Raw genomic sequence first — 24,753 nt, 5'->3', positions numbered from 1 at the left:
GTGATGCTCGGACAGAACGAGTCACCGGCCGCGGACGACCGGCCCTGGCACGCCCAAGCGGGTGATCTGCTGGGAGATAACTACAACATGCCCGGCATCGTGCTCTGCGCCGTCGGGGTGGCCGCGATGGCCTGCACCCTGACCGCCGCCGGGTACGGCTTCACCGGGTGGGCGCAGGTCGGGGCGGTCGTCACCGCCCTACTGTGGATCCTCGGCATCGGCGCGCTGGTCGTCGAGCACCGGCGCGAGGAAGTGATCGAACGCAAGTACGGCCGCCACGGGCACGCGCCCGGCCACGTGGGCACCGTGCGCTACAGCATGGAACCCGTGCGGTCGGACACCCCGCCGCAGCTGCCCGCCTGACCGGGATCAGCGCTTCCGGCCGACCTTCGGCATGGTCTCGGTGACCAGCGTCAGCAGGGCGTCGGCCAGCAGCTCGTGCACCTGCTCACGGGTGAGGTTGCCGCGGGTGATCCATTCGCGTCCGGCCACTTTCACCATGCCGCCGTAGGCGCGGACCATCGCGCGCAACTCCGCTTGATGCGCGGAACCGGCGAGCCCGATCATCAGCAGCGTGCGCTCGGCGGCGGCGTCATCGGCCTCGTCCAGGATCTGCTGCACCTCCGGATCGTCGCCGACCCCTTCGTGCGAGGTGACCTTCACCCAGGTGCTGCCGTGTTCGGCGATGGTGTCCAGCAGCCAGGCGACGCTGGCGTCGACGCGTTCGCGGTCGGTGCCCGTGGGCACGGTCATATCGGCGAGCTTGGGCAGCGTCACCATGCGGCGCACCACCGCGAGGTAGAGATCGCGCTTGTTGCCGAAATAGTGGTTGATCAGACCGCGCGCCACCCCGGCGCGCTGCGCCAGCTCGGCCGTGGAGACCGCCGCGTACGGGCGTTCGCCGAACATATCGATGGCGCACGCCAGGATCTGGGCGCGCCGTTCGTCCGGTTCCAGGCGACGACGGCGGGGCGAGCCGTCGGACGGCGCCGCCCCGTTCTCGGGTCGGGTGTCAGAGAGACCGCGCAATGAGATCCTTCATCACCTCGTTGCTGCCCGCGAGGATGCGCAGGACGCGGGCACCGGTGTAGAGCTGGGAAATCGGGTACTCCGTCATGTAGCCGTAGCCGCCGAACAGTTGCAGGCAGCGATCCACCACGATACCCAGCTGGTCGGTGATCCAGTACTTCGACATGGCGGCGGTGCGGATGTCGAGTTCGCCGCGCAGGTGCTTGACGATCGCGTCGTCGAGGAAGGTGCGGCACACTTGGGCCAGCGTGGCGCATTCGGCCAGCTCGAATTTGGTGTTCTGCATCGCGAACAGCGGTTTGCCGAACGCCTCGCGGCCCTTGGTGTAGTCGACGGTCAGCTCGACCGCCTTCTCCATCATGGCGGTGGCGATCACGGCGGTGACCAGCCGCTCCTGCGCCAGCAGCCGCATCATCTGGTAGAAGCCCTGGCCCTCGGCCTCGCCGAGGAGATTCGACGCGGGCACGCGCAGCCCGTCGAAGAACAGTTCGGCGGTGTCCTGGGCCTTGCCGCCGATCTTGTTCAGGATGCGGCCGCGGGTGAAGCCGGGGGTGTCGTCGGAGACCTCGGCGAAGATCAGCGAGACGCCCGCCGCGCCCTTGGTGGGGTCGGTCTTGACGGCCAGGATGATGCCGTCACAGAGCCAGCCGTTGGTGATGAAGATCTTCGAGCCGGTGATCACGTACTCGTCGCCCTCGCGCACCGCGCGGGTCTTGATGTTCTGCAGGTCCGAGCCGGTGCCGGGTTCGGTCATGCCGATGGAGAGCACCATCTCGCCCGACGCGGCCTTGGGCAGCACCCGGCGCTTGAGCTCCTCGGAGCCGAACTCCGCGAGGTAGGGCGCGATGATCGCGCTGTGCACCGACATGCCGAGCGAGCCGTCGCCGGCGAACGCCTGCTCCTCGATGATCGCCGCCTCGTGGGCGAAAGTGCCGCCGCCCCCGCCGTATTCGGCGGGAATGGCCGCACAGAGCAGCCCCAGCTCCCCGGCCCGGTTGTACAGGGGGCGGTCGGGGTGGCCCTGCGCGACGAACTTCTCCTCGTGCGGGACCACCTCCTTCTCGAAGAAGGTCCTCGCGAGTTCGCGTACCGCCTCGACCTCGTCGTCACTCCACGCCGCGCGCGCCATGTCACCGATCCTTCGTTCCCGGCCGGCCTCGGCGCCGGTCCGTGGCACCAGGGTCCAGCACTATTGGCACGATGTCAACAATGCGGGCCCGGCGGTGTCCCGATCGGGCGAACGAGAGCGCTCAGTCGGCGGGGCGGTCGGCCTCGACGGCCGCGAGCGTGGTGAAGATGGGCGTGTCCGGATCGGCGTCGATCCCCTGGCGGCGCAGGAATCCGTCGATCAGCCCCCACACGAATTCGGTGGCCTGGTCGACGAATTCGGCGGTGCGTTCCGGATCGGGCCGGCCCGAGTCCCCCAGCCACAGATCGGTGACCGCCACGACCACGCCGACCACGGCGCGCGCCAGGTAGTCGATGCCGTCGGCCTCGATGGGCAGCGCGTCGACGATCGCGCGCGCTTGCTTGGCGAAACGTCCGGCGGCGGCGCGGCCCAGATCGAACTGCAATACCGAACCGTCGGCCTGCTGGCTGACCTGCGCCTGCCCCAGGAAGCGAAAGACGTTGGGGTGCGCCAGGATACTGTCGGCGTATCCGGTCAGCACGCGGTGCAGCGCGGCACGCGGCGGTTGCAGGACCAGCGTGAGGTCGTTGCCCGCGGCGGCGGCCGCCGAGCGCGCCATCCGGTCGCCGATCTCGGTGTAGAGGTCGGCCTTGTCGGCGAACTGCCGGTACAGGCGGGGTTTGGTGATGCGCGCCTCGCGGGCGATGTCGTCCATGCTCGGGCGGGGACCGTCGCGGTCGATCACCCGGATCGCGGCGTCGACGATCTCCTCGCGGGTGATCGTCGTGCGCGCGGGGCGGACATTGGTGCGGGCCACGCCGGAGAGCATACATGTACCGGCGGTACGGTCACTGCCGTCGATCGGCGGCAAATGTCACGGAGGGTGACTCAGTTCATACCTGTCCGAGACGGCCGGACCATTGCCAGCGGCGTGACGTACTGTCAGTATCGTTGAACGTACCGACAGTACGATCCGGGTACCTCCGATCAGCCAGGGACCGACCGAGGCGAGCAGATGACCGATTCCTCCGACACCACCGACTCCGCCGGCGCGCGCAGGCCGGTCCGCAGCCGCCGCGTCGCGGGCCCCGGCGGCGATCTGGCCGTCTACGAGTGGGGCGAGCCCGCCGCGCCGCCGTTCGTGCTGGTGCACGGACTCACCGACACCCACCGGGCGTGGGCCGAGGTGGCCGTGCTGCTGGCCGACGGCTTCCGCGTGATCGCCTACGACGTGCGCGGTCACGGCGGCTCCCGGGTGCGCGCCACCGCGGACCTGCGCCTCGAGAGCCTGGCCGACGATCTGTTCACCGTGCTCGACGCCGTCAGCCCACACACTCCCGCGCACATCTGCGGGCACGCCTGGGGCGCGACCCAGGTGTGGGAGGCGCTGAGCGATCCGCGGGCCAACACCAGGATCGCGTCGTTCACAGCGATCTCCGGTCCCAACCTCGACCACCTCGGCGCGCAACTGCGCGAGCTGGCGCTGCGCCCGCGGCTGCTCGCGCGACTCGTGACAGATCGGAAGTTCTTGCGCCACAGCGCCGAATCCGTGCGCACCGCCGCCGGACGCGTCGTCTACCCGCCGCGCGTGCGCACGCTGCTGATCGAACGACTCGGCGGCATCGCGCCCGCCCGCGCCGCGTGCGCGCCCACCTGGCGCCGTGACCTGCGCACCGGCGCGCGCATCGCCGCAGCCAACCTGCCGCGCAGACTGCTGCGCCCGCGTCCGCGCACCACCGCCGTGCCCGTGCAGTTGCTGGTCGATACCACCGACGTGCTGGTGCCGCCGTTCCTCTACTACGGCAGCGGCCGCTGGGTGGACCGGCTGTGGCGCTGCGCCGTCCCCGGCGACCACTGGCTGCCGGTGACCGAACCGCTGCTGGTGGCCGAGGCGCTGGCGAACTTCGCCGAGGACCTGGCCGCCACCGACCCCAGCATCCCGCGCGGATGACCGACCGAGACAGAGCGCCCATGTCCGACGCCGCCACCACGCTGAGCCGCACGCTCGGCGCGCCCCTGCCCGAGGAGTTCACCGCGCTCCCCGAGGCCGACCTGGCCGAGTTGGACCGGTTGCTGCGCACCGCTCTCCACGGCCGCGCCGAACGGCTCGGCGCGGCCGTGGAATCGTCGCTGGGCCTGATCCCCCGGCTCCTGCGCCCGGCCGTGAAGAAGGTGCTCGGCCTGTGACCACCCACCTGCTCACGCGCGCCGAGATCACGAAACTCGCTCGGCTGCTGGAGATTCCGGACGAATCCGCGCTCGACTTCCTGAGTGCGCTCTCCCCCGAGGCCCTGCGCGCCTTCCGGGAGCGCGCCACCGATCTGCTCTTCGACCGGGATTCGAAACGCCTGCAACGCGTCGCCGCCGCCTCGGCACTCGTGCCGACCGCGATCAGCGCGAAGGCCGCCGAGCGGGCGTTCGGACCGGTGCTGTGCGCGGCCGTCGCGGGGTCGGTCGAGCCGGAGCGCGCGGTGGCGATCGCGCGGGCGCTGCCCGCGCCGTTCCTCGGTGCCGCCGCCGCGCAACTGGATCCGCGCCGCACCGGACCGCTGCTGGCCGCGGTGCCCGCGTCGCTGGCCGCCGAGGTGGCGCGGGTGCTGATCCGCGCGGGCGATCACGTCACGCTCAGCCGTTTCGTCGGCGCGGTGCCGGAGCAGGTGCTGCGCGCGGCGCTGCCGCTCGCCGAGGACACCGATCTGCTGCGCGTCGGGTTCCTGCTCGAGGACAAGTCCGGCACCGACCGGCTGGTGGACCTCGTCGCCGACCGAATCCCCGGCCTCGTGCGCGCGGCCGCCGACCACGGGCTGTGGGCCGAGGCGATCGACCTGCTCGACACCGTCTCGCCCGCCAACCGGGCCCGGATCGGCGATATCGCCGCCGGGCTCGGGCCCGAGGTCCTCGACGGTCTGCTCGCCGCCGTCCACGCCCTCGACGCGTGGGCCACGCTGCTGCCCGTGACGGCCGGGATGAGCCCGGACGGGTTGTGCGCCTTGGCCGCTCGGCCCGGCGTGCACGATCCGGCCGCGCTGGGCGCCGTCATGGACGCCGCGCTGGACGGCGGGCTCTGGCTCGAATTGCTGCCCCTGGCCGAACATCTCGACGACGAGCAGCGCGCCTTCCTGGCCGCGCGGCTCGCGGCGAAACCGGACGGCGAACTCGCCGACCTGGTCCGCCGGGCCGACGAGGCGGGGCTGTGGGCGGCCATGCTGCCGATCGCGCTGGCCATGGACGCCGGTGATCGGGCGCGCGTCGCGGCGCTGCCCGTGCTGCACGAACGGCCCGTGCTACGGACCGTCCTCGGGGTGATCGCCGAACACGACCTGTGGGGGCAGGGTTTCGCGCTGGTGGGCGCGTTACCCGAAGCGGCGCAGCGCATTCTGGCCTCCTGCCTGGGAGAGCTGACCCGCGGGCAGCTGCTGGCCGCCATCCGGGCCGCGGCGGCGAGCGAACACATCGACACGCTGGTCGCCGTCGCGCTCGCCCAGGACGCCGACGGGCGCGCCCGCGTCCTCGACATCCTCGACGGCCTGGACGATCTGGACGAATTCCTCGCCGCCCTCACCGCGGACACCGCGCCCGTGGTGTGGGACGCGCTGGTGGAGGTGCGCGAGGAGATCCCACCCGTCCTGCGCGCCCGCCTCGCCGATCGTGCCGATGCGTGCGGACATCCCGAGACCGCCGCCGGGCTGCGCCCGGCGGACGCCGTCGGGGCGGCGTGATATTTTGCCGCCATGACAACACCGGGGGAGAATCAGCCGCGTCCGTCCGCCGACGACTGGTGGACGAATCAGTCGAATCAGCAGCATCCCGCGCCGCCGTATCCGGCGACGGATCCGACCGTGCTGGGCGCGCAGACACCCGTGGCGCCCGCCGATCCCACCGTGCTCGGGCAGCCGGGCGGGTTCGGCGCGCCGTCGCAGCCGAGCCTTCCGCAGGCCGGCCAGCCGGCGGGTAATTCGGCGCTGGATCTCCCCGGGCAGGCGTCCTCGCCGGGGCAGCCGACCGCCGGGGTTCCGTTCAACGCCGGTGGTCCCGGGTACGGGAGTGCGCCGAATCCTGTTCCGGCGCAAGAGAGTTACGGGCAGCCGCCGCAGTCCGGACAGGGTCCCGGTTTCCCGGTGGACGGACCTGGGGCGCAGCCGGGATTCGCAGCGGCCGGGCAGCCCGGTTTCGGGCCGGGCGCTCAGCCCGGCGCGGGTTCCGGGTTCGCCGGTTACGCGCAACCGGGCCCGCCGGGCGGGCCGTCCGCGTACGCGCAGCCAGGCGCTCCGCAGGCCGGGCAGCCCCCACAGCCGGCGCAGTCCGGCTACGGCCCCCAACCCGGCTTTCCTCCTGCGGGCCAGCAGTCGTTCGGCCAGCCCCAGGGTCCCGCCGGTCAGCAGTTCGCCCCGCAGGGTCCGGGCGGCCAGCCGCCGTTCGGTCCCGGTGCGCCCGCGTCGTCGGGTGGCGGCGGCAAAGGCTGGTTGTGGGCCGTCGGCGCGGCTGCGGTCACCTCGGCCGTGTGGGCGGTCGGCGTGTTCGCGTTCGGCGGGTCCGGCGGGAACGGCGGCGCGAGTGCCGACGCCGATCTGCGTGGATACTCGGCCGTAGACGATCTGTGCGCGGAGACCGACACGTCTTCGTTCACCGACGACGGATTCAAGAAGGCGACCACCGACTCGTCCGGGAACAAGTACCCGAAGAGCGAGGTCCGCAAGCACGCCGTGATCGACGAGATGGGCTGCACCATCCGCTTCGAGGTGCCCGGCTCCACCGAGAAGTACGAGTACGCGGCGATCTACACCAGCCTGACCGTGCACAAGAGCACCGACCCCGGACCCGAGTTCACCGCCACCTACGAGACGTGGCAGCAGTCCGAGTACGGCAAGGACGCCACCGTCGACAAGGTGAGCGGGCTCGGCGATGTGGCGTTCCTGATCACCGACAAGCCCGCGTCCGACGACCCCGCCGCCGACGTCTCGCTCGCGGTGCGCGACGGCTGGGTGACCTACCACATCAGCTGGTCGCAGTACGTGACGGACTCGAGCCGCTCGGCGAAGGTCCCCTCGGCCACCGAGGTCGCCGAGATGCTGAAGGAGACGGCGAAACAGACGATGGCGAACGTGCGCGGGTAGCGACCGGGCGGCAACCGCCCGGCGCGCGTTTGCGACAATGGGTCGTTCGATCGCCCAGTTCACGAAGGATGTCGCCGCACCCGATGGCCGAGAGCAGTATCGACCCCGACGAGCTGGCCACCTGTCTGCGGGTCCTCGACCAGGCAGGCCGGCTGGACAAGGAACACCCCGATTCGGTGGCCGTGCAGCGCGCCGTCGGGCACATGTTCAAGAAGCTCAAGCAGCGCCGCCGCGTGGAGGCCCGCGACCGCGTGGCCTCGGCCGACCGCGCCGTGGTCGCCGCCACCGCCACCGGCTCCCCCACGCGCATCGACGACGAGACCGCGGGCATCCCGATCTCCTCGTCGGCCGAGGGCGCGAGCGCGGGCACGCTGATCCGGGCGCGGCCCTGCTACATCTGCAAGCAGCGCTACACCCGGGTGGACGCGTTCTACCACCAGCTGTGCCCCGAGTGCGCGGCGAGCAGCCACGCCAAACGCGACGCGCGCACCGACCTCACCGGCCGCCGCGCGCTGCTCACCGGCGGGCGCGCCAAGATCGGCATGTACATCGCGCTGCGCCTGCTGCGCGACGGCGCGCACACCACCCTCACCACCCGCTTCCCGAACGACGCGATCCGCCGGTTCAGCGCGATGGAGGACAGCGCCGACTGGCTGCATCGGCTGCGTATCGTCGGCATCGATCTGCGCGATCCGGCCCAGGTGGTGGCGCTGGCCGACGACGTCGCCGCCCACGGCCCGCTCGACATCCTCATCAATAACGCCGCGCAGACCGTCCGCCGCTCGGCGGGCGCCTACAGCGCGCTGGTGGAGGCGGAGTCCGCGCCGCTGCCCGCGGGCGCGCTGCCCGATGTGGTGACGTTCGGCAAGACCATGCAGCAGCACCCCACCGCGCTCACCGCCTCGCTGACGCCCTCGCTCACCGCGGCCGATGTCGCGGAGCTGGCATTGGTCGCGGGATCGGCCACACCCGAACGCATTTCGCGCGGTGTCGCGATCGACGCGGGCGGTCTGGTGCCCGATCTGGCGCACACCAACAGCTGGGTGCAGACGGTCGGCGAGGTCGATCCGACCGAGCTGCTCGAGGTGCAGCTGTGCAATTCGGTGGCGCCGTTCATCCTGGTGTCGCGGTTGCGCCCGGCCATGGCGGCCGCGCAGGCCCGGCGCAAGTACATCGTCAACGTGTCGGCGATGGAGGGACAGTTCAGCCGCGCCTACAAGGGGGCGGGCCACCCGCACACCAATATGGCCAAGGCCGCGCTGAACATGCTCACCCGCACCTCCGCCAAGGAGATGTTCGACACCGACGGCATCCTCATGACCGCCGTGGACACCGGGTGGATCACCGACGAACGCCCGCACTACACGAAAGTCCGCCTGGCCGAAGAGGGTTTCCACGCCCCGCTGGACCTGGTCGACGGCGCCGCCCGCGTCTACGACCCGATCGTGCAAGGCGAGGACGGCAACGATCTCTACGGCGTCTTCCTGAAGGACTACCGCCCGTCCCCCTGGTAGGGGTTCCCTCGCGCCCGCCGGGGGCGCAGAACGCACGCCATCGGCGGACGCGGATCCCGGAGGGCGCATGGCGGACAGCGGTGACAGGCGACGACTCGGCGCGCGCGCGACAAGGCGCCGCTCCTGCGATGGTCGACGATCCGGTTCGTGCTCGGCGCGCCCAGCCTGAACCGCACCGGGCGGGTCGGGGACGGTCGCGAGGCGGCGCTGCGCGCGTTCGTGCTGCACGGTCGAGTTGTCAGCTCCCGGAAAGCTTTCCGACGCCGTTCCAGCGGGCCGTGACGAAGGCCGCGACCTCCTCGACGTGATCGTCCAGGTAGAAGTGCCCGCCCGGGAACGTCGCGCGCTCGAACGCGCCGCGCGTGAACTCGCCCCACCTGTCGGCCTGCTCGGGGGTCGTGGTGGGGTCCTCGGTGGAGACGAGGGCGGCGATATCGCAGGGCAGCGGGTCGTCCGAGCGGTGGGTGTAGGTCTCCACGGCCTGGTAATCGGCGCGGACGGCGGGGAGCACCAGGTCGGCCAGGGACGGGTCGGCGCGCAGGATCGCCACCGACGACGGGTCCGTGGCGAGGCGTTCCAGCTCGGTGATGAGCGCGTCGTCCGGGCCCAGGTGCAGGCGGCCCGGTTCGGCGTAATCCGGTGTGGGACGGCCGGAGACGAACAGTGCCGCGACGGGCTGCCCGCCACGCGTCAGCCGCTGCGCCGTCTCGTAGGCCAGGGTGGCGCCCATGCTGTGCCCGAACAGCGCGAGCGGGGTGCGGCGGCGCGTCAGCAACTCCGCGGCGATCGCGTCGGCCATGCGGTGCAGATCGGGTACCTGCGGCTCGCCCAAACGATCTTGTCGACCCGGATACTGCACGGCGAGCACCTCGGCGCCCGGTCCGATCGCCCGCACGAGAGCCCGGTAGGCACCGGCCGAACCGCCGCCGGGCGGGAAACAGACCAGGTAGTGCCGTGGGTCCGGGTCGGTGCGCAGGGTGCGCAGCCAGCCGCCGCCGTCGATCGGTCCCGCCACGTGATCCTCCACTCTCTCCGGTGCCGCTAGTCTCGATCTGGTGAATGCGCACGCACCGCTGGTCCACGACTACGAAGCCGGAATCGGAGTACCCGCTTCCTCCATTACGCACTCGCCCGATCCCGGCAGCAATCTCGCCGCGACGTTGCCGGTCTGGTCGCTGGCCGCCGGGTCGGTGGCCGCCGTGGCCGCGGCGGCGAATCGGTTGCGTGACGCGCATCATCTTGCCCCCGTGCCGCACCGGATCGACCCCGCGCGCGTCACGGCGGCCTTCTCCAGCGACCGCCTGCTGCGCGTGGACGGACGTACCGTACCGACCTTCTCCGACCTGTCCGGATTCTTCCCCACTTTCGACGGCTGGGTGCGCACCCACGCGAACTATCAGCACCACCGGATCCGCCTCTACCAGGCGCTGGGTCTGCCCGACGACGCGCCGCTGGATCTGGCGGTCGCCCAGATCGCCATGAGCCGCGCTTCCGATATCGAGGACAACGCCGCCGCGACCGGCGCGATCGCCGTGCGCGTGCGCACCGAGGAGGAATGGGCCGAGACGCCGCAGGCCGTGGCCGCCGCGTCGGGCCCGCTGGTGGCCGTGGAGCAGCGTGAGGATCGCGCCGGGGTGCAGTTCCGTTCCGATGCGACGCCTTTCCAGCCACTGCGCGGTGTGCGGGTGCTCGACCTCACCCGGGTGATCGCCGGACCGGTCGCCACCAGGACGCTGGCCCTGCTCGGCGCCGAGGTGCTGCGCGTGGATCCGCCGTGGCTACCGGAGATCCCCTGGCAGTACGCCGACACCTGCCAGGGCAAGCACTCCACGCTGCTCGACATCCGGGAGCACTCCCCCGCCTTCCACGAGCTACTGTCCTCCGCCGACGTGCTCGTCACCGGGTACCGGCCCCGCTCGCTCGAATACGCGGGTCTCACCACGGCGGTGCGACCCGGGTTGGTGCACGCGCGGGTGAGCGCGTGGGGCGAGACCGGGCCGTGGGGTTCCCGGCGCGGTTTCGACAGCATCGTTCAAGCGGCGACCGGCATCTCCATCCTGGAGGGCGCGCCCTCGGTGCCGGGCGCGCTGCCCGCCCAGGCGCTCGACCACGCCTCCGGCTACCTCATGGCGGCGGGTGTGATCGACGCCCTCGCGGCCCGCACCGCCGACGGGATCGGCCGCGACGTGCGAGTCTCATTGGCTCGCACCGCGTCCTGGTTGCTCACAGCGCCCGGCCGCACGGCCAAGCACGCCAATCCCACGATTCCCGTCGCCGACGTGACGGTCGCGCACGGCCCGCTGGTGACCGCCGTCCCCGCGCTGGCCGAGTATCCCGACTACGCGTGGCCGGCTCCTCGGCAGGGTTCCGGCGCACCCGCCTGGCCCGTCCGCACCCGCTGACCGGCTCCCGCCGCCCGGTCGGCTGTGGGCAGCGGAAGCCCGGCGCTGGTCGCCGTGCCTCAGCGCTGATCGGCGCGCACTCGGAGCTGCTGGACTCCGGATGCCAGGCGCGGGTCGCTGAGTGCGCTCATCCTTGGGCGAGGTCGGCCGGGTCCGGTATCGAGGTGGACTCCCACCACGGGCGGGGCCTTCGGGGCGAGACTGCAACGCGCGATCGGAGCGCGGCCGTGGTGACCGGAGCTGAATTCGGCCGGGCGCGCGATGAATCCCGTGATCAATCGGACGGTGCGGGGGCAGGCGCTCCTGTCTCGCGTTCCCGGCCCAGCTGCGCTGCGGCGGCCCGCTCTCCGATCGGCTCCGCGCCGGTCAGGGATTCGCCGGTAGCGCGGCGCGGGTGAGGCCGGGGACGACTCGGACGTAGATGACCATCCCGACCAGTTCGACCAAGGTCTGGGTGAGGACGATGACGGGGGTGAGGGCGTAGCCGTCGGGCAGGGCGAGCGCCAGGGGCAGCACGACGAGGGAGTTGCGGGTGGCGCCGGAGAAGAGCAACGCGATACCGGGGCCGGTGCCGAGCCGGGCCAGGCGGGCGACGGCCAGGCCGAGCACCGGCATGACGATCAGGAACGCGGCGTAGATCGGGACGACGCGGGCGACCTGATCGAACTCCCCGGTGATCTTCGGGAACTGGCTCGCCACGACGACCAGGAGCGTCGCCGCCATCAGCGGAACCATCGCGGTGCTCATGGCTCCGGTGAGCACCTCGCCCGCGCGGTGGCGCCGGGCCAGTAGCTGGGTGCCCCAGGCCAGCGCCAAGGGCAGCGCGATCAGCAGGAGGAACGCCTCGAGGAACGGGCCCGCCTCCACGACGTCGGCGAGGTCGGCGCCGACGAACAACCACAGGCACACCGGCAGCAGCAGCATCTGGGCCAGCATCAGCAGCGGCGCGGCGGCCAGCAGGCGCTGACTATCACCGCCCGCCAATCCGCTGAAGACAATGACGTAGTCGATGCACGGCGTCAGCAACGTGAGCAGCACACCGAGCAGCACCGCCTGCGGCAGCGACAGGAACATCGTCAGCACCGCCACCACCGGCGGCACCACGACGAAGTTGACGACGAGCACCGTCGCCAGGAACCGCACATCCCGGAATGCCGCGCCGAACGCGGTGAACGGCACCTGGAGGAACGTCGCGTAGAGCAGGGTGCCGAGCACCGGATAGATGCTCACCTCCAGACCGTGCCCGGCCCCGGGCCACACGAAACCGACGAGCGCTCCGACTGCGAGGGCGGCCGAGTACACCGGAATCTGGTGGCGCTCCAGCCACGCCGTCATCGATGTGCGCACCGGTCCCTCTCCCCGAACGTGCGCTGCCGGTCGGCAACGCCCACGGCGGGCGACCCCGCCGAACACACCTCCGTGCTCCGCCCACGAAGGTCCGCCGCCCAGTCTCACATCGCGAGCCGGCAGCGTGGCGGCGAGGGCGGTGAACGCGGACCCACACCCTGACGTCTCCCGCCGCACTTGCGATGGCGAACCGACAGCGCCCCATGCACGCACCGCGACGCATTCGGAGCCGGATGAAACCGACGGCTTCCCGCCTTGAGCGTGCTCCGACTCGACGGACAGCGAAACCGACTGCGCCCGTGCCCGCACCACTGTGGCACGAACACGGACGCACCCGTTGTCCCGGAGGGCGTTCCCCCCGCCTACTCCCCGCGCGCGAAGTCCGCGATCACCCCGGGCACGGCGGCGTCGAACCCGGCGACGTCGAGCATGCCCGCGTCGGACGGGTCGGCGATGCTGAACCCGGTGGAGGTCATGCCGACCACCACCAGCTTCGCCTCCGGGTTCACCTCGCGGCGGTAGCGGGCCAGAGCCTGGTGCGGGTGCACCGAACCTGCCCACGTCTCGCTGTCGGTGTACACCGAGAACACGTCCACCTCGAGGCCCTTCTCCAGCGCGTACAGCATCGGCAGCGCGCAGTCGGTGCCGCCGAACGGCAGGTGCTCGATCGTGCGCAGCACGTCGTCGAGCCGCTGCCGCGGGCTGATCGCGAGCGGGGACACGGCGGCGCCCCACCCGCTCCCACCGGTGAAGCCGAGGAGGTGGGGCGAGTCCTCCGTGCTCGCGGTGACCAGCGCCAGCGCCGCGCTCGCCTCCCGCGCCGAGAGCGGCAGACCGGAGATCCGGACGGTCATCGAACCCGACACGTCCAGCGCCAGCAGGTGCCGCTTGCCGGTCGGGTCCACCGCCTCGAACGCCGCGTAGAACGCGGCGTCCAGCGCGTCCACGATCGGCCCCGACGGCGTCCAGGTGCCGTCGCCGCGCACCGACCGCCCCGACGCGTAGGTCCGCAGCGCCAGCAGCACGCTCACCGGGTGCACGCGCGCCTTGCGCAGCCGCGTCCGGTCACCGAGCTGCGCGGTGACCGCGCCGGTGCGCGCGCTCCCCGGCCCGAGCAGACCCAGCCGGGTCAGGCGCGGCAGCTGCCGCAGTAGTGCCGTCTGCGGAAGTCCGTTGTCCAGCAACGCCTCCCACACCGCGGGCGAGTCGACCGCGGCGTCGGGCAGCATCTCCCAGGACAGCCGGTACTCGCGCACCAGCTCCGGGATCCGCGCGAGCGGGGCGCGCTGGGCGCGCTCGTAGCCCTCGACCATCCGCAGCCCGTCGTGGGCGACCTCGCGACCGCAGATCCAGTCGAACAGTCGCTTGCGGTCGGGCTCGACGGTGCCCGGGTGCGCCAGGCGCAGCAGGTCGCGGTGGGTCCAGCCCTCCCGCTGCCGGTACTTCACGGCCTGATACGCCAAGTCGTCGACCGGGGTGCGCAGGTACCAGTCGCCGACCGCGCGCCGCAGCCCGCGACCCCAGCCGCGGAACTGCTCGACGTAACCGGCGAACAGGAACAGGTGCGTCCCCGTGCGCGCCACCAGCGGCAGCGCCGCCAGCGCGGTGCGCCGGCCCTCGACGTCGCCGAGGGAGGCGGCCGCGGCCAGCGCGAACAGCGCGGGGTTCTGCTTCGGCGCGCGGCCCGCCGTGGACACGGCGACGATCTCGGCCACCAGCTCGGCCGTGCGGTGCCGCGCGAAATCCAGGACCACCTCGGCGTTCTCGCGCGTCAGCGCCTGGGCGCGCACGTAGAAGGTGCCGCCCTCGGTGCCGAGGGTGAGAAAGCGGCGCAGCCGCACCAGCGGGGTGACCTCGAAAGTGAATCCCCCGGCATTGTTGCGGACCTGACGCGAGTCGGCGGCGAACCGCTGCGGAGTCGCGCGCGTACCGATGCCCTGCAATGCGTCCATGTCTACCTCGTTTCCGGCCCCCCACCCGGGGCATTCGATGTCCTGGACGCGACCGGCGGGCGATCCTCCTCGTCGGAGAATGCGCCCGCCGCGTGCGTCCGGGTCCGGCGTGCGGGACGGTCGTGGTGTGCCGACCGGAGACACCCCGAAGGGTGTTCAGGAGTCGAACCTGTGGGATACCGATAACCGATCGGCTCCGGCCCGCCCATACGCCGGGCACATCGTGGGAGCGGTCGTGGTGTGCCGACCGATGTAATAGCGCTCTGACCCCTGAGCTACACCGGCTCGCGCCGGTGGCGGGATTCGAACCCGCGACCTCTCCATTAGGAAGTGGATAACCGACCGACTCCGGCCCGCTCCGTTGATGTGCTGTGAAAGACAGTAGCGAGCCGAATCCGGTGTGCGCCACCGAATTAATTCGCGGCGCGACGCGACATCCGAAAGCCGCTCTGCCGACACGGGTTCCCGGCGTCGGTCTCGGAAAGTCGTGAGCCGACGGCCCGCGCGCCCGAAAAATCCTTTGCGTCCGTCCCCGGCCGAGCGATGAAATGGGGCCTCTCAGGGCGTCAGCACTCGTATGACTGCCATCGACATGGGTATGCCGGAAGGAACTCGCACCGTGGACATCGTCGACGAGGACGCGGGGATCGAGAGCGCGCGGCGGGCCGGGCGCGCCGAATGGGTGGGCCTCGCCGTGCTCGCGCTGGCGTGCCTGGTGTACGCGATGGACCTCACCGTGCTGCACCTCGCGGTGCCGATGATCAGCGCCGATCTGGCGCCGACCGGCGCGCAACTGCTCTGGATCATCGACGTCTACGGGTTCATGGTGGCGGGCCTGCTCATCACCATGGGCACGCTCGGCGACCGGATCGGGCGGCGGCGGATGCTGATGACCGGCGCGGCGCTGTTCGCGCTGGTCTCGGTGCTCGCGGCGTTCGCGCCCACCGCCGAGACGCTGATCCTGTGCCGCGCGCTGCTGGGAATCGCGGGCGCGACCCTGGCCCCGGCCACATTGTCGTTGATCTTCAATATGTTCCGCGACGCGCGGCAACGCTCGCTGGCGGTGGCGGTGTGGGTCGGTGCGTTCTCGGCGGGCGGCGCGATCGGGCCGGTGATCGGCGGTGTGCTGCTGGAGCACTTCTGGTGGGGGTCGGTGTTCCTGCTGGCGGTGCCGGTCATGGTGCTGCTGCTGGTGCTCGGTCCGCGGGTGCTGCCGGAGTTCCGCGATCCCGAGGCGGGCCGGCTCGATCCGGTGAGCGCGGCGCTGTGCGTGGCGACCATGATCACGGTGGTCTTCGGCATGAAGAAGATCGCCCAGGACGGGGTGGGCGGCGCGGCGCTGGCCGGGCTGGCGCTGGGCGCGTTGCTCGGCACGCTGTTCGTGCGCCGCCAGCTCACCGCCGACGATCCGATGCTGGACCTGCGGTTGTTCCGGCTGGGGACCTTCCGCATCGCGCTGCTGGTCAATATCGTCGGCATCTTCGTCGCGTTCGGGTACTTCCTGTTCGTCGCGCAGTACTTCCAGCTGGTGCTGGGCATGTCGCCGCTGATGTCGGGACTGGTGATGGCACCGACGGGCATCGGGTTCATCGTGGGCTCGCAGGCCGCGCCGCGCCTGGTGCGCTACGTCCGGCCCGCCTACCTCATCGGCGGCGGTCTCGGGGTCGCCGGCGTGGGGTTGCTGATGATGACCCAGCTCGAGGCGGGCGGCGGATACGGGCTGGCGCTGGTGGCGTCGCTGATCATCTCGCTGGGACTGGCGCCGGTCTTCGGCATCACCACCGAGATCGTCGTCGGTTCGGCCCCGCCCGAACAGGCGGGCGCGGCCTCCGGCGTCTCGGAGACCGGCGCGGAACTGGGTGGCGCGCTGGGCATCTCGATCCTGGGCAGCATCAGCATCGCCCTGTATCGCGGCGACCTCACCACCACCCTGCCCGACGGCCTGAGCGACGCCGACGCAGTCTCGGTGCGCGACACCCTGGGCGGCGCCGTGCACGTCGCGGGCCAATTGCCCACGGCCACCGGCGAAGCCGTGCTCGAGGCGGCACGCGCCGCGTTCCTGCACGGCGTGCACGTCACGGCCGGGATCGCGGGCGTCGCCGCCCTGCTCATCGCCGTGGTCGCCACCCGCAGGTTGCACCGCATCCCGGCGGGGCCGCTGTCCAGCGACCACTGAGTGGGTGGATTCCACAGTGCTGGAGGATGATTCGACCTCCGTATGACATCCGATGCACTGCCGCATCGGATGCGGTCAGCCGGCCGCGAAGGGGATGCGCGGCCCGCCGGCGCGATTCTCCGATCGGGCAGATGACCGGCCGAATGGACCGGCGATCGGACGCCGCGCGATTGCCGACGGCCCGCCGCGGCAATGGCGGCGGGCGCGCTTGGGCTGTCCGCGTCGGGTCTGTTCGTGGCGCTCCCCGGGCACGGCGTCGTTCTTCCGCTGCGTCTTCACGCTTCCCCCTGCTCCGGGTCGAGGTGGGCTCGGCGCTGCTGCTGACGCCCGTCGGCGCGCTCGCGCTCGGCGCGGCGGTCCACACCCTCGGCTGGGCAAGCGCTCGGCTGCGCGCTGATCCTCGGCAGCGCCTATCCGATCACCGTGGGCCGGGCGCGCTCCGCCTGAGGGGCCACCGGGCCGAGAATGGATGCCGGGTGGTCGCTAGGCTCGGGGCGTGCGGCAGAAGATGATCGTGGATGTCGATACCGGGATCGACGATTCGCTGGCGCTGCTGTATCTGCTCGCCTCGCCGGAGGCCGAGATCCTGGGGATCGCGGCGACGGCGGGGAATGTGGGGGCGGCGCAGGTCGCGGCGAACAATCTCGCGTGGCTGGACGTGTGCCGGGTGCCGGAGATCGAAGTGGCGCTGGGGGCGGCGCAACCGTTGGCGATCCCGCTGCGCACCACCGAGGACACGCACGGGCCGCAGGGCATCGGCTACGCGGAGCTGCCCGTCTCGGCGCGGGCGCTCTCCCCGCGCACGGCCGCCCGCCTGTGGGTGGATCTCGCGCGGGAGCATCCCGGTGAGATCGTCGGACTCTGCACCGGTCCCCTCACCAATCTCGCGCTGGCGCTGCGCGCGGAACCCGCGCTGCCGCGTCTACTGCGCCGCCTGGTGATCATGGGTGGCGCGTTCAACCACCCCGGCAACACCACACCCACCAACGAGTGGAACGTGCACGTCGACCCCGAGGCCGCCAAGGAGGTGTTCGACGCGTTCTCCGCCGCCCCGCCCGACCGCAGGCCGCTGGTGTGCGCACTCGACATCACCGAGACGATCGAGATGCGCCCCGGCCACTTGGCGCTGCTCGCCGACCGGGCGGGCAGCGTGCCCGCCGAGGCGGTCGCCGCCGACGATCCGCGCGGGAAGCGTTCGACGGCCTCGAATCCGATCGTGCGGCACCTGTCCGACGCGGTGCGCTTCTACTTCGAGTTCCATCAGGACTACGACCAGGGTTTCCTCGCGCACATGCACGACCCGTTCGCGGCGGCGGTGGCGCTGGATCCCACGCTGGCCCGCACCCGGCCCGCGACGGTGGACGTGGAACTCACCGGCACCCTCACCCGCGCCACCACGGTCGCCGACTGGGCGGGCATGTGGGGCCGGGAACCCAACGCGGACATCGTGATCGGCACCGATCCCGCCCTGTTCTTCGACCGGTTGATCGCGCGGGTGGCCGATTTCGCCGCCGCCCGCTACCCGTCACCCGCGCCCGCGACGTGACGGCCGAGGACAGGAGCCGCCGTTGATCGACGACGACAACGCCTATCTCACGGAGTTCCGCACCCGCCTGGGACTGCCCGGAATCATCGACGTGCACACCCACTTCATGCCGCACCAGGTGCTGCGCAAGGTGTGGGCGTACTTCGACTCGGCCGGGCCGCTGGTCGGACGGGAGTGGCCGATCACCTACCGTGCGGACGAGCAGGTCCGGCTCGAGACGTTGCGCGACTTCGGGGTTCGCGCGTTCACCTCCCTCGTCTACCCGCACAAGCCGGGGATGGGGGCGTGGCTGAACGAGTGGACCGCCGAGTTCGCCGCCCGCACACCGGATTGCCTGCACACAGCCACCTTCTACCCGGAACCGGAGGCCCCCGGCTACGTGGCCGACGCGGTGGCGGCGGGAGCGCGAGTGTTCAAGGTGCACATCCAAGTCGGTGACTTTCCGCCCGGCGACCCGCTGCTCGATCCGGTGTGGGGCCTGCTCGAGGACGCGGGCGTGCCCGTGCTCATCCACTGCGGATCCGGGCCCGCCACCGGCCGTTTCACCGGCCCCGGCCCCATGGACGAAGTGCTGCGACGGTTTCCGCGCCTGCGCGTGATCATCGCCCACATGGGCACCCCCGAGTATTCGCAGTTCCTCGACCTCGCCGAGAAGTACGAGGGCGTCGTGCTCGACACCACGATGGTGTGGACCGACTTCAGCGAGGCGGACGCGCCCTTCCCGAAACACGAGTGCCCGCGCGTGCGCGACCTGGGCGACAAGATCCTGTTCGGCAGCGACTTCCCCAACATCCCCTACACCTACGGCCACGCCATCGAGGCCCTGGAACGCCTCGATCTCGGCGACGACTGGTTGCGCGCCGTCACCTACGACAACGCCGCCGGGTACTTCGGACTGCGCTGACGCACGATTGTGTCCTCTCACCGAGAACAGCACGAAAACCCTTGGCGAGCATCCCGATTCGGCCCGCGCAACCCTGTGCTTCCTGGGCTTGCCCGCTGCGGCGCGGCACCGAAACGATGTGGGGCGAGAGAAAGGTACGCCCATGAACATCTCCACCCGGGCGCGACGCGCCGCCGTCGTCTGCCTCACCGCGACCGCCCTCGTAGCCGCACCGGCGGCGGCCTCGCCCGCGGGCCCGGTCGCCCCGACCCCGGCCTCCGGATCGTTCAGCGGATCGGCTCAGCAAGCCGAACTGATCTTCGACCTGCTCGCGTGCTGGGCCAGGATCATCATCACCCAGCCGCCCCACCCGTACTGCCACTGAGCCTCACCGGTGCGCGCCGCGGGACAATCCGCTGGCGCGCAGGACGCGGCGGGAGATGGCGGCGCGGATGGATTCGTCGGTGCCGATGATGCGGACGTGGCCGCGCGCCCTGGTGATCGCGGTGTAGAGCAGTTCCCTGGTGAGCAGCGTGGATTCGGGTTCGGGCAGGACCACCGACACCGTGTCGTACTGGCTGCCCTGGCTGCGGTGGATGGTCATCGCGAAAACCGTGACCACGGCGGGGAATTGGGTCGGATGCACGAGATACGGTTCGCTGCCGCGCTGGAGTGCGGCGCGCAATGAACCGTCCTCCTGGCGGACGATCACGCCGGTGTCGCCGTTGTAGATCCGCGCCTCGTGATCGTTCGCGGTGACGAGCAGGGGTTGGCCGGGATACCAAGGGGCGGAGTAACTCTCGGGCCCCGCTCCCCCGGCGGCCGCCCACTCCGCCGCCATGCGGTCCCAGCGCTCCACGCCGAACGGGCCCTGGCGGTGGGCGCAGAGCAGGCGATGCGATTCCAGCGCGGTGAGCGCGCGGGCCGCCTCGCCCGCCTCCGCCGCCTCGGTCACCGCCAGGGCCGCGCGCACCACGTCGACGCGGACGGCGGCGTTGTCCTCGGGCGCGCACAGGGACAGTTCCGGCCCGCCCGCGCGCAACAGGTCCAGCGCCGCCTCGGCGTCGCCCGCGCGGACCGCGACGGCGAGATCGGCGATCCGGCCACCGAAACGGCGGCCCCGGGTGAGCCGGACGATGCCGCCCCGCAAGCGCTTTCGCTCCAGCGGCGTGAGCGCGTTCACGCCCGTCTCGGCGAATTCGGGGCCGAGGATGTCGTCCAGCACGGGGTTGGGGGTGCTCGCCACGGGGCCGGCCACCAGGTCGGCGAGCACCGCGCCCGCGTCGACGGACGCGAGCTGGTCCGGGTCGCCGACCAGCACCAGGCGGGTGTCGGGGCGCAGTGCGGCGAGCAGGCTGCTCATCATCGTGAGCGAGACCATGGAAGTCTCGTCCACGACGATCACGTCGTAGGGCAACCGGTTGAATTCGTGGTGGCGGAACCGCGTGCCGCGCCCCCGCTGCCAGCCGAGCAGGCGGTGCAGAGTCGCGGCGGTGAGGTCGGGCAACCCGAGCGCGGCGGCCTGTTCGCGCACGGCCTCCTGGAGCCGGGCGGCGGCCTTGCCGGTGGGCGCGGCCAGCGCGATGCGCAGCGCGGCGGCCTTCGGGTCCGCGCGGCGGTGCGCCTCGAGCAGGGCGATGATGCGGGCGATGGTGTGGGTCTTGCCCGTGCCGGGGCCGCCGGCGACGACGGTCGTCCAATGCGTCGCGGCCAGCGCAGCCGCCAGACGCTGACGGTCGGGGCCCGCGCCCAGCGGGTTGTCGAAGAGGCGGTCCAGTTCGGTGCGCACCACCTGCGCGTTCACCTTCGGGTGGTGCTGCGCGCGGTCGGTGAGCACCCGCCGAATGGTCTGTTCCTGCTGGTAGTAGCGGTCGAGGTAGAGCAGCGGGCCGCCGTCGTCGCCGTCGGGCGGGTCGACCAGCCGCAGCGGGCGCAGCGGTCCGGCTGGTCCGCCGCACACCAGCGGGCTCACCCGCAGCGCCGCCACCACGGAGTGGATCTCGGGCCACGGCAGGGTCGCCGGATCGATGCCCTCGCCCGCGTCCCAGTCCTCGTCGGCGTCGATGCCGATCTCGCGCATCCGGAACAGCTCCAGGCACACCGAGCCCGACCGCACCGCGCGCACCGCCAGCGCCGCCGCGAACAGCACGTCCTCGGACTCCTCCCGCCCGAGCCGCCCCAGCCGCAGGGCCACGTGCACGTCGGCGGCGCTCAGCACACCGGCTTCGTTGAAGGTGCGCAGCAACCCGGTTCCCCGCTGCGCCACTTGGATCGAGGTCATCACACTTCACCCGCCAGCAGGTCCGACAGGGCGACCACGAGCCCCGCCGGCGGCTGCCAGTCGAAAACCCCTCGCCCCGAGGGAGTTCCGGGCCCGATCATGCCGCGTACGAACAGGTAGCGGCAGCCGCCGAGGTGCCGGGCGGGGTCGTACCCGGGCAGCCGCCAGCGCAGGTAGCGGTGCAGGGCCACCGAATAGAGCAGGGCTTGGAGCGGATAATGAGAGCGCATCATCTCGGCGGTCATGCGGTCGCGGGTGTAGTGCTCGACGGTGAGTTCGCCGGTGCCGAGGCTGTTGGTCTTGTAGTCCACCACCACGAAACGCGGTGTCCCCCTGGGATCGGTGACGCGCAGGACGGCGTCGATGCTGCCGGTCAGGTAGCCGCGTAGATGCACGTCGTCGAGGGCGGCCAGCTGGTCGGCGTAGGGCGCTAGGTCGTCGGTGGCGGGCAGGTGGGCGCGCACCAGCTCCGCGATGGCCCGCAGCGTCGCCGCGCGACCGGAGGGTGTGTCACCGCCCGCGAGCGGCAGCTCGAATTCCAGCTCGCACAGGCGATCCCGAGTGGCGATATCGGCCAGCGCGCCGAACCCGAGCGGTGTCCGCAGCACCGCGAGCAGCGCGACGCCCAGCACGGCCGGGTCCATCTCGGACATGACCTCCTCGACGGCCTCGCGGCAGCGCGTGTGCACCTCGGTCTCGAGATCGGCCGCGTCGGTGTCGATGCGCTCCAGCACCCCGTGCACGAGGGTGCCGAACTCCGCGCCGTAGGGCAGGCCGTTCATGAGCGACGGCGCGGCGGCTTCGACAGGGTCGGCCGTGTCCACCGGCGGAGCGGCGGGTTCGTCGCCGGGCCCGCGTTCGTCCTCCGGCTCTGTCTCCGTGGGCATCTCGTGCGCGCCCGCCGTGAGCGCCGAGTAGGAGGTGCGCCGCCACTGGTGGTCCAGCACGCGGTCGAATCGCGCGGCCGCCAGCGCACCGCCGAACGGTTCGGGGCGTGCCCGCTTCGCCCGCACGTCGTCGGCCGCACTCACCGCCGTCACCGAAATCGCTTCCGCCGCACCCGAAGCCCACGTGGTCAAGGTGTCGACCACGGCCTTGTCGGCGGGAACCTGCGCCCTGGCAGGCACCTGCGTCCCGCCCTCGCGCCTGCCGAAGATCATCCGGTGCAACGGCGCCGCCGGGGTACTCGCGGACGGGGCCCACCACGCCACCACCTGGCACATGGCGCGGGTCAGCGCGACGTAGAGCAGGCGCAGCTCCTCCCCCGCCTCCTCTGCCTCGCAGCGGTTCTTGCGCTGCTGGTAGCCGGGCGCCTCCGGCCCGCCGACGTCGAGCACGCGGGCGCCGTCGTCGTCGTGGAACAGCAGGGTCGCCGGATACGGGTTCTTCGCGTTGTCCCACGCGAAAGGCAGGTAGACGAGCGGGAATTCGAGCCCCTTGCTGGCGTGGACGGTGGCGATCTGCACCGCCGCCGCGTCGCGATCCAACCGGCGCGAGCGGTCGCCCGCCGTGCCCGCCGCCGGGTCCCGGATCTGGTCGCCGAGCCAGCGGGTGAGCGCGGTCAGCCCGAGCCCTTCGGCCGCCGCCACCTGATCGAGCAGCTGCGCGACGTGGCGCAGATCGGTGAGTTCGCGCTCCCCGTTCTCCACCGACAGCAGGCGGCGGGCGAGATCGGCTTCCGCGGAGAGCTTTTCGAAGACGGCCGCGAAGCCCGCGCGCGCGAACAACCGGGCCGCGTCACGCAGCTGGGCGCTGACCCGGCCGACGAGATCGGCGCCGCCACTGTCGATCTCGGCCGCCGTCCGCCCCAGGATCGGGGTGCACGCGGCGAGCCGCACGCGGTCGGAGCGATGCGGCTGCTCCAGCGCGCGCAGTACCCACAGCCAGTCGGTTGCGGCGGGAGTCCCGAAGACGCTCACGCCGCCCGCCAGCACCGAGGCGATGCCCGCGCGGTCCAGCGCGGCCCGCACGACGTCGATCTGGGTGCGGGTGCGCACCAGCACCGCGATGTCGCCCGGATCGACCGGACGGTGCACCGACTCCCCCGCGCCCGCCTTGGCCGACGAGACATCCAGGCGCACATCGGATTCCAGGACGCGCACGATATCGGCGGCGAGATCGTCGGCGACCCTGGCGCGTTGCCTGCCGACGGTCGGGAAGCCCGACCGGTTGAGCGGGCCCGCCCCCGAGCGCGGCAGACACCGCAGGCGCAGCGGCGTGGTGAGGTCGGCCGGTCCCGACAGCCGCGACCAGCCGCGTGTCGCGGCGACCGGATAGACCGTGATCTCCGGGTGGCCCAGGGCCGCACCACCCTGCACGTGGTCCAGTGCGGCGAGCAGTCCCGCGTCGCTGCGCCAGTTGACCGTGAGTTCCCGGCGCCGGTCGGCGTGCGCGACGGCGTCGAGATAGCTGAGCACCTCCGCGCCCCGGAACGCGTAGATGGCCTGTTTCGGGTCGCCGACCAGCACCAACGTGGCGTGGCCGTGAAAGGCGTGGCGCAGGATGTTCCACTGCAACGGGTCGGTGTCCTGGAACTCGTCCACCAGCGCCACCCGGTAGCGCTCGCGGATGCGGGCACGGGCGCGCGGGCCGTGCTCGGGATCGGCGAGGACGTCGTGCAGCAGCACGAGCAGGTCGTCGAAATCGCGCAGACCGACGAGGCGTTTGCGGCGCTCGGTCTCGGCGCGCGCGGCGGTGGCGAAGGCGACGCGCTCGCCGGCTTCGCCGCCGTCGTCGGGGACCAAGCGCGCGTGGCGGTCCTGCACGGCGGCCAGCGCCAGCGCGTGGGCGTCCTTGGTGCGGAACGGCGGTTCGCCCCGCGCGTAGCGGCGCAGGTAGAGATCGTCGGCGACGGTGCGCACCACCTCGTCCACGGATTCCACCAGCCGGGCCGCCGGATCGTGCTCCCCGGCCAGGCCGAGTTCGTCCAGCATGCGCTGGCAGAAGCTGTGCGTGGTGGCGATGGTGCCCGCGTCGAAATCGGCCAGCGCCGCCACCAGGCGCGCCCGCCGCAGCCCCACCTCGTCCGCCTCGGCGCGCGCCAGGTGCCGCACGAGGTCGTCGGCGTGCCCGGCCGCCGCCTCCGGATCGGCCAGCGCCGCCGCCACCGCGACGAACCGGTCGCGGGCCCGTTCCCGCAGTTCCTGGGTCGCGGCGCGGCTGAACGTCACGAGCAGCAGTTCGTCGATCCCGACCCCGGCTTCGGCTACGTAGCGCACGGCGAGTCCGACGATCGCGTGCGTCTTGCCGGTGCCCGCGCTCGCCTCGAGCACCGTGGTCCCGGTGGGCAGCGGACCGTAGGGGTCGAACCGGTCGCCGGTGTCGGAGGTGAAGGCGAGCGCGTTGTCGACGGTCATGCGGCCCAACCCTTTCCGCGCTGC

19 protein-coding genes are annotated in these 24,753 nt (G+C 71.9%); 11 read left to right on the top strand and 8 right to left on the bottom strand.

Annotation, left to right across the window (positions count from 1 at the left end):
* The first annotated feature begins 3 nt into the window (after nucleotides 1-3).
* Complete coding sequence (locus DFR74_RS06880; protein WP_067501997.1) at nucleotides 4-363, top strand: hypothetical protein; 360 nt, start codon at nucleotides 4-6, stop codon at nucleotides 361-363.
* Nucleotides 364-369: 6 nt separating this feature from the next.
* Here the strand turns inward: DFR74_RS06880 and DFR74_RS06875 are convergent, their stop codons facing one another.
* The 3 genes from DFR74_RS06875 to DFR74_RS06865 all read right to left on the bottom strand — a co-directional run bounded on the left by DFR74_RS06875 (nucleotide 370) and on the right by DFR74_RS06865 (nucleotide 2,975).
* The gene (locus DFR74_RS06875; RefSeq protein ID WP_067502000.1) at nucleotides 370-1,029 is read right to left on the bottom strand and encodes a TetR/AcrR family transcriptional regulator; all 660 of its coding nucleotides are present in this window, start codon (nucleotides 1,027-1,029) and stop codon (nucleotides 370-372) included.
* Entirely contained in the window at nucleotides 1,013-2,158 is a 1,146-nt protein-coding gene (locus tag DFR74_RS06870) for an acyl-CoA dehydrogenase family protein (RefSeq protein WP_067502003.1), read from the bottom strand. The genes DFR74_RS06875 and DFR74_RS06870 overlap by 17 nt, the downstream gene beginning before the upstream one ends.
* 121 nt (nucleotides 2,159-2,279) lie before the next feature.
* Nucleotides 2,280-2,975, bottom strand: coding sequence for a TetR/AcrR family transcriptional regulator (locus DFR74_RS06865; protein ID WP_232331584.1), 696 nt, complete (start codon nucleotides 2,973-2,975; stop codon nucleotides 2,280-2,282).
* A gap of 198 nt (nucleotides 2,976-3,173) precedes the next feature.
* On the opposite strand from DFR74_RS06865, the gene DFR74_RS06860 reads away from it, so the two are divergent.
* The 5 genes from DFR74_RS06860 to DFR74_RS06840 all read left to right on the top strand — a co-directional run bounded on the left by DFR74_RS06860 (nucleotide 3,174) and on the right by DFR74_RS06840 (nucleotide 8,786).
* Entirely contained in the window at nucleotides 3,174-4,109 is a 936-nt protein-coding gene (locus DFR74_RS06860) for an alpha/beta fold hydrolase (RefSeq protein WP_067502009.1), read from the top strand.
* 20 nt (nucleotides 4,110-4,129) lie between these two features.
* A complete protein-coding gene (locus DFR74_RS06855) occupies nucleotides 4,130-4,345 on the top strand; it encodes a hypothetical protein (RefSeq protein ID WP_067502011.1) in 216 nt (71 codons plus the stop codon).
* Entirely contained in the window at nucleotides 4,342-5,877 is a 1,536-nt protein-coding gene (locus DFR74_RS06850; protein ID WP_067502014.1) for a hypothetical protein, read from the top strand. Before DFR74_RS06855 ends, DFR74_RS06850 begins: the two co-directional genes overlap by 4 nt.
* A 12-nt stretch (nucleotides 5,878-5,889) precedes the next feature.
* Nucleotides 5,890-7,272, top strand: a complete 1,383-nt coding sequence (locus DFR74_RS06845) for a hypothetical protein (protein ID WP_084537231.1) — start codon at nucleotides 5,890-5,892, stop codon at nucleotides 7,270-7,272.
* 83 nt (nucleotides 7,273-7,355) lie between these two features.
* A complete protein-coding gene (locus tag DFR74_RS06840; RefSeq protein WP_067502017.1) occupies nucleotides 7,356-8,786 on the top strand; it encodes an SDR family oxidoreductase in 1,431 nt (476 codons plus the stop codon).
* Nucleotides 8,787-9,024: 238 nt separating this feature from the next.
* Here DFR74_RS06840 and DFR74_RS06835 read toward each other — a convergent pair whose 3' ends face one another.
* Entirely contained in the window at nucleotides 9,025-9,801 is a 777-nt protein-coding gene (locus DFR74_RS06835) for a thioesterase II family protein (RefSeq protein ID WP_067502188.1), read from the bottom strand.
* A gap of 40 nt (nucleotides 9,802-9,841) precedes the next feature.
* Here DFR74_RS06835 and DFR74_RS06830 point away from each other — a divergent pair, with 40 nt between their 5' ends.
* A complete protein-coding gene (locus DFR74_RS06830; RefSeq protein WP_084537233.1) occupies nucleotides 9,842-11,188 on the top strand; it encodes a CoA transferase in 1,347 nt (448 codons plus the stop codon).
* A gap of 366 nt (nucleotides 11,189-11,554) precedes the next feature.
* Here the strand turns inward: DFR74_RS06830 and DFR74_RS06825 are convergent, their stop codons facing one another.
* Together DFR74_RS06825 and DFR74_RS06820 are read right to left on the bottom strand one after the other, a co-directional pair.
* Nucleotides 11,555-12,523 (bottom strand): arsenic resistance protein, encoded by a 969-nt coding sequence (locus DFR74_RS06825; RefSeq protein ID WP_067502020.1) that lies wholly within the window; start codon nucleotides 12,521-12,523, stop codon nucleotides 11,555-11,557.
* Between the two features lie 374 nt (nucleotides 12,524-12,897).
* Nucleotides 12,898-14,487 (bottom strand): TROVE domain-containing protein, encoded by a 1,590-nt coding sequence (locus DFR74_RS06820; RefSeq protein WP_067502023.1) that lies wholly within the window; start codon nucleotides 14,485-14,487, stop codon nucleotides 12,898-12,900.
* A gap of 598 nt (nucleotides 14,488-15,085) precedes the next feature.
* Here DFR74_RS06820 and DFR74_RS06810 point away from each other — a divergent pair.
* The 4 genes from DFR74_RS06810 to DFR74_RS06795 all read left to right on the top strand — a co-directional run bounded on the left by DFR74_RS06810 (nucleotide 15,086) and on the right by DFR74_RS06795 (nucleotide 19,477).
* The gene (locus tag DFR74_RS06810; protein WP_067502192.1) at nucleotides 15,086-16,663 is read left to right on the top strand and encodes an MFS transporter; all 1,578 of its coding nucleotides are present in this window, start codon (nucleotides 15,086-15,088) and stop codon (nucleotides 16,661-16,663) included.
* Nucleotides 16,664-17,171: 508 nt separating this feature from the next.
* Nucleotides 17,172-18,209 (top strand): nucleoside hydrolase, encoded by a 1,038-nt coding sequence (locus DFR74_RS06805; protein WP_067502194.1) that lies wholly within the window; start codon nucleotides 17,172-17,174, stop codon nucleotides 18,207-18,209.
* Nucleotides 18,210-18,231: 22 nt separating this feature from the next.
* Complete coding sequence (locus DFR74_RS06800; protein WP_067502024.1) at nucleotides 18,232-19,113, top strand: amidohydrolase family protein; 882 nt, start codon at nucleotides 18,232-18,234, stop codon at nucleotides 19,111-19,113.
* A 142-nt stretch (nucleotides 19,114-19,255) separates the two neighbouring features.
* A complete protein-coding gene (locus DFR74_RS06795; protein ID WP_067502026.1) occupies nucleotides 19,256-19,477 on the top strand; it encodes a hypothetical protein in 222 nt (73 codons plus the stop codon).
* Between the two features lie 3 nt (nucleotides 19,478-19,480).
* Here DFR74_RS06795 and recD read toward each other — a convergent pair whose 3' ends face one another.
* Nucleotides 19,481-21,373, bottom strand: coding sequence for an exodeoxyribonuclease V subunit alpha (gene recD / locus DFR74_RS06790; protein WP_067502028.1), 1,893 nt, complete (start codon nucleotides 21,371-21,373; stop codon nucleotides 19,481-19,483).
* A complete protein-coding gene (locus DFR74_RS06785; protein ID WP_067502030.1) occupies nucleotides 21,373-24,729 on the bottom strand; it encodes a UvrD-helicase domain-containing protein in 3,357 nt (1,118 codons plus the stop codon). Before DFR74_RS06785 ends, recD begins: the two co-directional genes overlap by 1 nt.
* Nucleotides 24,730-24,753: the final 24 nt, after the last annotated feature.

The sequence above is a fragment of the Nocardia puris genome, from assembly GCF_003315035.1.
GTDB classification, from domain to species: Bacteria; Actinomycetota; Actinomycetes; order Mycobacteriales; family Mycobacteriaceae; genus Nocardia; species Nocardia puris.
The sequence above is the reverse complement of the archived record's forward strand: the minus strand, read 5'-3'. Positions and strand labels throughout refer to the sequence as shown.